Annotated in this window: 11 protein-coding genes; 3 read left to right on the top strand and 8 right to left on the bottom strand. The window is 42.1% G+C overall.

All coding sequences use genetic code 11. The features are described from left to right. Positions 1-30: 30 nt before the first annotated feature. The 6 genes from P0G38_RS02425 to P0G38_RS02400 form a co-directional block, all read right to left on the bottom strand. Positions 31-2,298 carry a helix-turn-helix domain-containing protein gene (locus tag P0G38_RS02425; RefSeq protein WP_074536699.1) on the bottom strand — a complete coding sequence of 756 codons (2,268 nt, stop codon included), beginning with the start codon at positions 2,296-2,298 and terminating at the stop codon, positions 31-33. Positions 2,299-2,427: 129 nt separating this feature from the next. After that, complete coding sequence (locus P0G38_RS02420) at positions 2,428-3,354, bottom strand: ROK family protein (protein ID WP_060791536.1); 927 nt, start codon at positions 3,352-3,354, stop codon at positions 2,428-2,430. A 531-nt stretch (positions 3,355-3,885) separates the two neighbouring features. After that, positions 3,886-4,422 (bottom strand): flavodoxin domain-containing protein, encoded by a 537-nt coding sequence (locus tag P0G38_RS02415; protein ID WP_275853972.1) that lies wholly within the window; start codon positions 4,420-4,422, stop codon positions 3,886-3,888. Positions 4,423-4,455: 33 nt separating this feature from the next. Beyond that, positions 4,456-5,025: a TetR/AcrR family transcriptional regulator gene (locus P0G38_RS02410; RefSeq protein WP_010749120.1), complete on the bottom strand. Its 570-nt coding sequence runs from the start codon at positions 5,023-5,025 to the stop codon at positions 4,456-4,458. A gap of 281 nt (positions 5,026-5,306) precedes the next feature. Next, positions 5,307-6,488 (bottom strand): AI-2E family transporter, encoded by a 1,182-nt coding sequence (locus tag P0G38_RS02405; RefSeq protein WP_005228027.1) that lies wholly within the window; start codon positions 6,486-6,488, stop codon positions 5,307-5,309. 15 nt (positions 6,489-6,503) lie between these two features. Next, on the bottom strand, positions 6,504-6,857 hold the full coding sequence (locus P0G38_RS02400) for a PTS glucitol/sorbitol transporter subunit IIA (protein ID WP_005228025.1): 354 nt from the start codon (positions 6,855-6,857) through the stop codon (positions 6,504-6,506). Positions 6,858-6,975: 118 nt separating this feature from the next. On the opposite strand from P0G38_RS02400, the gene P0G38_RS02395 reads away from it, so the two are divergent. From P0G38_RS02395 to P0G38_RS02385, 3 genes are read left to right on the top strand one after another with little or no spacing between them, the layout of a single operon-like run. Beyond that, positions 6,976-7,998: a lactonase family protein gene (locus P0G38_RS02395; protein ID WP_060791538.1), complete on the top strand. Its 1,023-nt coding sequence runs from the start codon at positions 6,976-6,978 to the stop codon at positions 7,996-7,998. 19 nt (positions 7,999-8,017) lie between these two features. Beyond that, on the top strand, positions 8,018-8,368 hold the full coding sequence (locus P0G38_RS02390; RefSeq protein ID WP_005233740.1) for a hypothetical protein: 351 nt from the start codon (positions 8,018-8,020) through the stop codon (positions 8,366-8,368). A gap of 33 nt (positions 8,369-8,401) precedes the next feature. Beyond that, positions 8,402-8,563 (top strand): hypothetical protein, encoded by a 162-nt coding sequence (locus tag P0G38_RS02385; protein ID WP_086295756.1) that lies wholly within the window; start codon positions 8,402-8,404, stop codon positions 8,561-8,563. A 43-nt stretch (positions 8,564-8,606) separates the two neighbouring features. Here P0G38_RS02385 and P0G38_RS02380 read toward each other — a convergent pair whose 3' ends face one another. Both P0G38_RS02380 and P0G38_RS02375 read right to left on the bottom strand, forming a co-directional pair. Further along, on the bottom strand, positions 8,607-10,154 hold the full coding sequence (locus P0G38_RS02380; protein WP_275853971.1) for a bifunctional metallophosphatase/5'-nucleotidase: 1,548 nt from the start codon (positions 10,152-10,154) through the stop codon (positions 8,607-8,609). A 176-nt stretch (positions 10,155-10,330) separates the two neighbouring features. Next, positions 10,331-11,614: an ABC transporter substrate-binding protein gene (locus tag P0G38_RS02375; protein WP_016609876.1), complete on the bottom strand. Its 1,284-nt coding sequence runs from the start codon at positions 11,612-11,614 to the stop codon at positions 10,331-10,333. Positions 11,615-11,629 lie beyond the last annotated feature (15 nt).

Here is an 11,629-nt window from a genome sequence, read left to right as displayed (position 1 = left end):
ATTCTTCCTCTTACTTTCAATAATTTACGTTCAATAATTTCTCATTTTTTGGTTCATTTCACGGTATTGCCCTGGGGTCACACCCACTAATTTTCGGAACTTTCTCGTATAGTTGGAAACATCATAATACCCATTGTTACGAATAATTTCTTTGATTGGCAAATCTGTTTCAATCAGTTCTTCTTTGATTTTTTTCAGCCGTAATTCTTGAATATATTTGGAGAAGGTTTTGCCACTTTCTTTTTTTACAAAACGGCTGACATAAGAGACAGATACACCTACTTCCTCTGCCACCGATTCTAGCGATAGCTGAGAGGAATGATAATTTTCTTGAATAAAACTGAAGATTTTCTCATTCATTTCCGACTCGTCATCCAGCGGCTGTTTCTGCACCTTTGTACAAATCTGCTGGGCAATCGTTAACAAGGCCGTCTGCAATTGGTTCAAGCTGTTGAAATCGGCACTTTCAGAAGCAGTATGCAGTACCTCTGCCCCCACCAATTCACCGCCGACTTGCGCGATCGTATTCAACAAGTAGTAGCCGTACATTTTTTGGACACGAGGAGAAGTCTGTTTGCTCTCGCCTTCTTCAATCAAACGTTGGATCGTTTCACTGGCAATTTCAATATTTCCTTGATTCAAGGCTTGGATCAATTTTAATTTTTGATTGTCTGGATAATTGATCGGTAAATGTTTGGTCTCTTGGGAAAGCTCCGCATAGTAGCTGATTTGCTTCCCTTGACTTCCTTGATTTTCCAGTGCCGCCAATCCTTCGATATACGATTCATTAATAGCCGTTAGTTGATCCACCGTCATCCCGACACCCATTGCGGGTGTTAGGGAGATCGCTTGGGTAATTTTTTCCGCGATAGCATCTACAATTTCTTTTTGCTCTTTGCCATCAACAAAGCCAACGGTCAATGCCAGCATTTCTGTGGACAAAATTTCAGTGGCATATGCCGTATAATCAGCTTCTTTGATTTCTTCGATATAATCAATTAAAAATTTCTTATCCCCTTGCTTGGCTTTGGTATCAACAGTTTTCGTATCAATGGCGATCACAAAATAATTCGACTTAGGAAAACAAACATGGACAGCTTCCAAAAGCAGAGCCAATTCTTGTTCTGAACGGAAACGTCCACTCATTAATTTGCGCAATACTTGTTCTCTCGCATGGGGTGTTTGTAAACGAACTTCCTGATGCAGTTCTTGGTGCTCTACCAAAAATGCCGCTAGCGTATTATGGACATCATCCATCGAATGAAGAGTCATTTTTGGATCACGATGAAACTCCTGAACCAGATTTTCTATTTTGCGAATCGGCCGATAACTGCGTAAACCAAGCATCACGACTGCGGTGATACCCGTAAACAATATGGCGATAAATACTAGGACGAACTGTTCTTGCACACGGTTGACTGAAGCCAATGCTTGATTCGGATTGGCGACAGCTACGACCGAAATATTCAATTCTTTGTTGGCAATCGCTTGAACAAAATACGTCGATTGTTCAAACCGCATTCGTCCTGTTTGAATGCCTTTTTTCATTCGCTCAGGATGATTTAAAAAGCGTGCTAACTCATCATTGGTGGTACTGGCTAATAACTGATACTCATCATTGATGATATAGGTATTGCTGAGCCCATCACTATTGCTTAAATCAAGGATTCTCTTCAAATTGTTTTCTTTGATTTCGTAGATTGCTGCGCCGTAAACGGTCATTTCTTCACTTTGAATTGGAACGATATAAAAGAAACGCGAATATCGCTGTTCTCCACCAGCACCTTCCAATGTCAGTAACGTCGGCGCTGGAGAGTCCAATTGTGCGACCAATTGAACTTGGTCCATATCGTTTTTTGGCAGTACCTTATTCAAGAATGTGTCGACTGACAGTGAGCCAACGGTTGAATAAAGGGTCGCCGGAGCTTCTTTATAATATAAATAGACTTCTTCGACTAGATCGTTAGTGATTTTATATGTCTGCATCGCTTCTTTTGCTTCTTTAGTCAAGTAAGGATGCTGTAGGTATTTCAATGAAACAACATGATCATTGGTCATTTTTTGGGTCAGATAATTCAATTGAATAAATGTATTTTCTAATGAATATTTCAATTGGATCAATTGATTTCTGGCCGTCAGCAGTACTTGTTCATTGATACTTTTGACAGAGGTATCATACCAAATCCATGACACGGCTAAAAAAGGCACTAAAAACACGATTAAATAAGAGCTGATGGCACGAATGATTCCCCTAAATAGTTTTTGACGATTCTGTTCCGTGTACTTTCTCACTTGCATCACCTATTCTCTGTTATTTAAAAAGCTCAAAAACGCTTTCATTTATCGGTACTTATTTAGGAGAAAAGAATGTATGATACTCTAATAAAATACGCTTTATTTTAATAAAAAACAATGCTTTTTTACAAGTTAGCTATCAGGCTTGTATTTTCTTAACCAGTTATAACAAGCGCCTAATAAATTTGATTCATTGCCAAAACGACAGGCACAAATGTTTGGCACGATAACAGTACTTGGAATCTGTTCAGCAATCACAGCCAATCGTGCGTTTACTTGAGGGATCAAGAAACGGCTAGCACTGATTCCACCACCAATCAAGATAATTTCCGGATCAATCATGTACTGTAGGCTATAGCAAGCTGCCGCCAGCTTATCGACAAAATCAGCGACCATTGGCAGACATCGCGGATCTTGTTCTTGAACCAGTGTATCAATGCGCTGCCCATTGATTGTGGGATCTCCGATACGCTCTGCTGTTTCTTCCACAAGAGTTCTGGTTGACCCTGCGATGCTCCAAAGTTCCCAATCCTTCGTTTCGGTCGGAAAAAGCATATAGCCAAACTCTCCTGCTAGTAAGTGTTTGCCGCGAACCAATTGATGGTTAATCATTAAGCCACCGCCAACGGATGTACCTAGGACAATTGTCGCAAAGGACGCACAATTTTGAGCGTGACCTAACCACTTTTCTGCCAATAACGCACAGTTGCCATCATTTTCGGCAGCCACTGGACATTGGTATGTGCTTCGCAAATGCCTAACCAGTCTTTTGCCAAATCCTTCATACAAAGGTGATGTCATCCCGATTTCTTGGCTTCGTGGATCAACCAGTCCCGTTGAGCTAATAGCAATACCATCAAATGTTGCAGCATAGAATGCATCGATGTGTCGACATATGCGTTGCGTGACTGTGGCATATTCCTTGTTCATAGGAAATTGAGTCAATTGTCTGCGTTCCCCTTGACTATTCACTAACCCACATTTAATAGCAGTACCGCCAATATCAATTGCTAAAATCCACATTTTCTTGACCTCACAAGGCTTTCTTTTATCTTGCATTTAGTATACGCAACCAATGTTTTCGGCGACCATATGTATTTCTTGCAACAGTGTGTCAAATCCGCCCAAGCCATAAAAAACCCCGCAACGAAAGATATCTTGCATTTAGAAAGAATATACGTTGTACAGAAAGTGATAGCTTATCTGCTTATTTTTAAAACACTAAAAAGATCAGGTTTAACGCTCAGCTTCACAAAACTGTTCATCCTGCAAAGCAAAAAAGAAATCCATTAGATACGGTGCCTGAGAATTTTGTCAGCAAAGGAAACAGCTACCCATTTTTTGAGATAAGCTATCTAGTTTATAAAACAAAAAACCGTCACGCATAAGACATCCTCTCATGCGTGATCGGCATTCTACTTAGTCATTGCTTTTTAGAAATAGATCGAGCGATTTTTTAGAACTTAGTTGCTGACTCTGGGTGTCACAACAGAAAATCTATTAGCAATAAACTAACTTTGTTCTGTTCTTACACTCTGGTCACTCATTGCTCATTTGAGTCATAAAACCTCAATAAACGCTTGTGCTCGTTCAATACAGTCCCTGCTCCAAATAATCCACCAACGGACCCAAGTACTTTTTATCTGTCCAATCACAATCTTGTCCGTTGGCTTCCATGAGTGCCTTCGTCTGTGGGTCATAGGTGTGCGGCGCTTTCTTAGCCGCAGCTTTTCTTAACATTTTCACTAAGTTTCGATCAAAGAAATTCATTTTGCTTTCCTGCCATTGTCCTCTGCCGTAAAAAAGGGGGATGTCCTTTATTGGACCCGTGAGATTCTGTTCTCTGAGTTTTTTCACAACATCTTCTTCAGGAGCAGAGGCTCCCACACAAAAGATAAGTATCTCTTTGTCTTTTAGCTGGTTGGTATTCTTTTTTAAAAAGGACAGTCCAGCAATACCCGATGCATAGATTCCCCCACAGAAGATAATTGTGTCATAATCCATTACTTCAGCTATTTTCGCTTTTGGGGTTTCTAGGCTGGAAAAACCTGTTGCATCTTGAAGCCAGTGGACATACTTTTTGACAGCGCCGTATTTCGATTGATAAACAATAATGCCGTTTTTCATGGGGGAACTCCTCTCTGCAGTTAGGACTGCACCTTATGGTTTTGTGCCAGCTATTGCTTGTTCTAAAAATGTTTCGTACGCTTTTTCCTGTTGTGCATAGATTTCATCTAGTGGAATACCGGGTGTCGTTACTGAGAAAATCGTACCGATTCCGATCGTGTAAATGAGCATATGCATGTGTAGCTGTTTGGCGGTTTCTATACTGATAGTCAAATCGGCGGCAATCCTTTGGGCTACTTGAGGATTCGTCTCCAACTGATACAGATCTTCTAATGACGAAACATTCGCTCTTTTTTGTAAGACAAAAATACTCAAAATATGGGGTTCTTCTTTCGCCAATTGCAAATACGCGTGTCCGGTACTGCGAAACAGATCCTGGGGGTCGCTATGGGCTTCTAGATACGCTTGTAAAAATTGCCGTGCTTTCTGCTCTACTTCTGTTCGCAGGCCCTCCATATTGGTGCAGTAACTATAGATGGGCTGGACTGAACAGCCTAACTTCTCGGCAATGTTCTTGACGATCACGTGCTCCATACCGCCTTTTCGAGCAATCTCAAAGGCGGCATCAACCACCATTTCCTTTGTTATTCGTTGTTTCGGCATTCATTGTCCTCCTTAAGCACAAGTTTCGTTATATAAACTCTTTATATAAATCGATTATATTCTTTTGTTCCTTCGAAGTCAATTGGATCCAAGCCACTATCCCTCGCTCTTTCTATTGAATAAAGAGCTGTCTATTTCTCAAAAATCATCGTTCATAGGTTGTAAATCTTCCGTTACTTTCCAATGATTGCTGGCTCTTTTATCCGCATAAAAAAGGTACAGCCCACAGAAAAAGGCTGTACCGTAGATAATACGTATGGGCTCTTTTACACTCGAAGCTGCTACACTTCTGGGGTGTCCTCTGGTGGCGCTTCGGGGATCGGTTCTTCCTCTTCATACAAGGAGGAAACCCGCGTATACCATTCAAACACATGGGTAATGACCACTTTAGCTGCCGCATACACAGGAATCCCTAAAATGACCCCAACAAGGCCAAACAGTTTTCCTGAAGTCAAGAGGACTAACAGGATCGTGACAGGATGAATCGACAACTCGTTTCCTAGAACTAATGGCGAAATCAAGCGGCCTTCAATGGTCTGCTCAATGACAAAGACGATCAGCACTTGGATCAGTAACACGGGTCCACCGACGATTCCTAAAAAGACCGCAGGGATCATGGCCAAAAAAGATCCTAAATAAGGGATCAAATTTAGAAATCCCGCTGCAATCCCCAGTGTGATGGCATAATCTAAGCCAATGATACTAAACCCGATCATAAACATCACTGCGACCGCAAACGCCACCGTCAGTTGTCCCCGAATATAGGAGGATACTTGATCGTTCATCTCTTTTAAGACGACCAGTGATGGCTGGCGCATTTTGGTTGGCAAAAATTTAACAAAATAAGGGGCTAGTTTACGGCCATCTTTCAGTAGATAGAACAAAATAAATGGCATGGTAATGACCGCTAAAACGATCGTTGCAACGGCGCCGAAGAAACTGCCTAGATTTTGAATCGTGCTGCGGGAAAGGTTTTGGACGATATCCGTCAAAGAAGAAATCAACTTCTCATTGGAGGCTTCGATCTGCTCTTGGACTTGTGAGAAGATTGGATCAGAGAGGATCTCATTCACCTTATTCTCGATGATCGTCAAGTAGCCTGGCAAATTATCCGCAAAGCTCATGGATTGCTCTTGGATCTTAGGGATGATCACCACCACACCCCAGACGATCAGACCAACCACTAAAATAAAGAGACCGAAAATACTGTAGATTCGTTTGATTCCCTTGCGTTCTAAGTAGTCGACGGTGGGGTTCATCAAGTAATACAAGATCCCCGCCAAAATGATTGGCAATCCGACGATGGCTAAAAATTGCCAGACGGGTTCAAACAAATACGACACTTTCGTAAAGAGCAGCAAAATCAAGAGAATCAATAAAATGACCAGCAAGCTGGTCACTGCTTGATTGTTTAAAAACCATTTCCAAAACCAGGAATGCGGCTTTTTCTGCGTTTCTTTCATGACATTCTTTGCCTCCTAGTCGTACGTCACCTGCATGCCGACTTCTAGTTTCGGCAGAACAGTTGGCGTTAAATAAATCGCACTTGAAAGCTGATCTTCAGCCGGCACTTCGTCAAAGACAAAGGTCACATGCTGGATCGTTTGCAGGATTTGGTTTACGACCGTCCCTACATATTGGACTTGATAGGTCTGATCACCAAAAGTGATCTGGTCCCCTTTTGTGACGACTAACGCTTGCGAATCTGGAATCGTTTGAATGACTGAATATTCTCGCAGTGTGTCGGTCGCTTCTTCACCAAAAAAGATGATCATTCTTTCTTGCGAATCGATCGCTTGTGGACCGATTTCTTTGATCGTCCCTTTTTTCATATGACAAACTCCCCTTTCTATCTTCTTGTTTATTATAACATAAAGAGTTTTTCTACCCGCCCAAAACCGCATTCTATGGTAGAATTAAATAGGAATGAAACTATTAGGAGGTTTTTTTATGTTGCAAACGATTTATTTAGGTACGTACACTCGTCGCGAAAGTAAAGGGATCTATTCGATCGCTTTAGATACGGAAAAAGGAACACTGACCGATTTGACCTTATGCGCGGAAGAAAAAAGTCCGACTTATCTTGCCCGCAGTAAAAAAGAAGCAGTTTACAGCGTCACAGAAGTAGATGGCAACGGCGGCGCAGCTGCTTATACCCCAGACTTTACCTTGCTGAATACCGCAACGGAAGAAGGCGCACCACTTTGCTATGTAGCAGTTGATGAAACCCGTCAGCTTTTATATGGTGCCAACTACCATAAAGGTGAAGTGAATGTTTATAAAATTCTAGAGGATGGCAGCATCGAAGCAACGGACAGCATCTACCATGATGAACCCGTCGGCTCTCATGAAAACCAAGACAAACCTCATGTCCACTATACTGACTTAACACCAGACCAACGTTTAGCAGTTTGTGACCTTGGAACAGACCGGGTATATACTTATGATATTTCAGAAGATGGCAAACTGACAGAAGTTTCCGTTTACGTGGCAGAAGACGGAACTGGTCCACGTCATTTGGTCTTCCATCCAAATAACCAATACGCTTACTTAGTGGGCGAATTAGACAGCTCATTGACTGTTTTACGCTACAATGAAGCAGATGGCAGTTTTGAGAAAATCCAAAAGGTGCCAACGATCCCTGCGGACTTTACGGATTTCAACAGTGGCGCTGCGGTACGTATCTCGAACGATGGCCGTTTTGTTTACAGCTCAAATCGCGGCCATAATTCAATCGCTGTTTTTGAAGTAACCGATGAAGGCGCTGGCCTGACTTTTGTTCAATCAATCTCGACTGAAGGCGACTTCCCTCGCGATTTCGATTTGGACCCGACAAACGATTATCTCGTTTGTGCCAACCAAAATTCTGATAACCTAACGTTATACAAACGCGATGAAGCCACTGGCAAATTGACTGTCTTAGAAAAAGACATCTACGCACCAGAATGTGTCTGCGTCTTATTCAAAAAATAAAGTTTTGGAGGATTCCCCCATGTTTGATAAAACACCAAAGGAACTTGTGCTCAAAGATTTTTCTAATATCTACAATAAATGTCAATCAACCTTTGAACTAGTGACGAGCCGCAAATACAATGAATCATTGGTCCTATTAACGACTGCAGAAACGTATGCGATCGCTGAAAAAGCCTATATTCGCTGCGATACTGCCAAAGAGCTGCAAACAGCGGAAGTCATTGCTTTCTTTGATGCTTTTGAGATCTATTATTTTGAATTAAAACAAGTCCTTTTTCATGATGACGATGATTTTGTTTCTTTAAAAAATCGTTTAGAAAAAATGAAAGACACTTACGAAGCATTGACAGCCTCATTTCATTTGTTATGATGAAATCAAATCAAATGTGAAAAAGGTGACGTTATGAACCAAGAACAAGTGTTGGATCGTTTACGAGAAGAATTGACCATGCCGTTTTTCGAAGCAAAACTAGAAGACAAAGAGTATTCCGAAGAAGACTATCAACAAGTCAAAGCGGATTTGGTAAAATACTTTGATGACTATGTACGCAATGTAGAAAATTAAGAAGCAGCCTGCGATGATTCCTTCATCGCAGGCTGTTTTACTGTTATAACGTCACTAGAAAGTTTTGATTCGTCGTAGCTTCGATTTTAGGATGCTGTTTTAAATAGTCAGCAATCAGTTCCGTCATATCGACTTGAATCTCACGAACGATTTTTTCGGCAGAAAACATGGCGTAGTTGCCGCCACCTACTGCACGGTATTGGTTAATGACGATCTCTAATTCTTGATCCATCGCAATGGCTTTTTCTTCAAAGTCCAAGCGGGTGATTCGCTGACCGACGGGTTGACTAAGATCGATCGTATACTCGATGCCTTCATACATATCGTAGTTATAATATTGCGGTTTTGGCTCAATAAAAGCAGGATTGAAGACGATCTGACCGTCAACAACGGCTAAATAATCCGCCGTTTGTTCTAAAGCGGCTTTTAATTCGGCACCTGTTATTTTGACTACAGCTAACGTATTTGGGTAAATATAATTAGTGATCACATCTCGCATCGTGATGGTTGCGCCAAAGCCTTTGCCCTCATTGTTGAAAAGAGCAGTACCAGAAATTTTGGCACCGCTGGCAGCCATCTGAACACGATTGATAAATTCAATATAAGGGTGCTCTTTCAAGCGTGCCCCCATCGGATCGGTGATTCGCATATCCCCACTGACTTTGCCTAACGGCTGATCTAGCCAGGTTTGTAATTCTTCTTCGATGGGTGCTAACAAAGCCAACGTCTCTTGATCTGGGACAGCATCTGCAACAGGGATCAACGCAGCCGTACTGTTTGTGACATGAACCCCTGTCTGATTTTTTTCAACCGTCAATTCGATGGCGCCGATAAAGCTTCCACGATAACCGGGCTGTACAACGGAGACACCATTGATTTTTGTGGCGATCTCACGGTGCTGGTGTCCTGTGAAGAACGCATCGATTCCTGAGACTTCCTGCAATAATTGATAGCCCTCATTTTCGCCGGTCAATAATTCGGTCGGTTCTCCAGTGACTAAATCACGCTCGAAGCCGCCATGGTAGCTGACGACAACGATATCGGCTTTTTCTCTTAAGTAAGGCACATAGTTTTTCGCTGTCTCAACGATGCTGACAAACTGCATCCCTCGAATCGTCGCAGGCTGTTCCCAATGAGGAATATATGGCGTCACCATTCCTAAAATCGCGATCTTTACCCCTTCTTTTTCAATGATGGTGTAGGCTTGGCCAAAGAATGGTTCTCCCGCTTCATTTAAAATATTCGCTGCAAGCACCGGCGTTTCGTAGCTGGCGATCGCTTCTTGCAAATAAGGCAGACCGTAGTTGAACTCATGATTGCCTAAAACATGGACATCAACGTCTAGGTGGTTGACGACAGCGGTCAATGCGGCAACGGAGTGCTGGCTTTTGGCGATGTAATAGCTTAAGGGCGAGCCTTGGATAAAGTCGCCATTTTCGATCGTTACGACCGGCCCGGAGGCTGCTTGGCGCAGTTCTTTCATTTTGGTGGCAACTTTTGCCACGCCGAATCCTTGTTCCGTGTCATCGGCAAAATTGGTTGGATAGACATAGCCATGCATATCGCTCGTTTCTAAAAACGTGATTTTCATTCAAAAGACTCCTTTTCCCCTCAATAGACCAAAAGGGCATGCGCATAAGTCGAAAACCCTCGAAAGCCAGCATTTTCTGCTTCCTTGTGTCTTCAAACCTTATGGCACAAACCCTTTTGTCTTTCATTCTCAGGTGTTTCCCTGATTATACCCTATTTTGACGAAGAAATTCAGAATTATTGGTTCCAAGCATCTTCTAATTGTGGTTTCGCGTTTTCAATCAATTGATCGACATCTTGATCTGTATTAGACAAAATGTTTTCCATGATTGAACGCATTTCATTGTAAGCAGGATCAGCATTTTCAATCACTGGGATCGAGAACAATTCTTTGGTTGCATCTTCTAATTTGGCAGCGACTTTTGTTTCAGGATTGTTTTTGTATTCATCGCTTTCCAAAACAGATTCAACAACTGGCATGTAGCCGGTATCGATCGCCCATGTTTTTTGCGCTTCTGGCGAAGTTAAGTATTTCATGTATTCAAAAGCAGCGGTGCGTTGCTCTGGTGTTGCGCTGTTGAACATATACAAGTCAGTTCCTTGTTGCAAGTTGATTGGTTCTGGACGAGCTGCTACGTCATATTCAAATTTGCCTTCGGTATCTTTTTTAACAAAGCCTTCCCCTGCGATTGAGCCGACATACATTGCGATTTGCTCGTTGGCAAATGGACCAGACAAGTATTTGTCAGAACCAGCGATTCGGAAGTAGCCGTCTTTAACACCATCTAGGTAGTAGTTGATGACTTCTTTTGATTCATCGCTGTCTAATTGCAAGTCTTTGTCAAAATCAACGCCTTGATTTTTCATTGCGATGGCATAGTAGTTGTTTAATGAGTCAAAACCAGCACCTACGACTTCACCGTTTGATTTTTCATAGATTTCTTGAGAAGCTTCTTTTAATTCTTCAAGGTTTGTTGGTACGTCAATACCATACTCGTCTAACATGTCTGCATTGTAAAACAGCATTTCTGTAGATTTGTTGAAAGGAATCCCGTATTGCACGCCGTCGATTTGTGCACCATCTAAAAGGGCACTTCGGATCTCTTCTTGGTCACCCCAACCGATAGTATCATCGTTGATGTATTCGCCAAGGTCAACTAGCATGTCATCTTGGGCAGCATTCCATAACCAACCAGGATATGCTTGGGTGATAGTTGGCAGATCTTTTGGTGAAGGCAAGGTTGAATTCACCTTTGCTTGCAAATCAGGATAGCTTGATTGGTTTTGCAATTCGATCTTGATGTTTGGATTTTCGTCCATGAATTGCTCGGTCAATTTCGTCAATGATTCTTCTTGCGCACCATTCATTGCATGCCAAAAGGTGACAGTCGTATCTTCGCTTAGCTCTGTAACGATTTCATCACTTTCCGTAGAACCAGATGAATCGTTGTTGTTTCCACAAGCCCCTAATACCAATGTCGCGGCTGCAGCTGCTGCAAATGCAAGTTTCTTTGTTTTCATTTTTTCCTCTCCTCT

Origin of the sequence: Enterococcus casseliflavus (assembly GCF_029215545.1) — a bacterium.
In the GTDB taxonomy this organism is placed as follows: domain Bacteria; phylum Bacillota; class Bacilli; order Lactobacillales; family Enterococcaceae; genus Enterococcus_D; species Enterococcus_D casseliflavus.
This window is presented reverse-complemented; position numbering and strand designations above follow the sequence as displayed.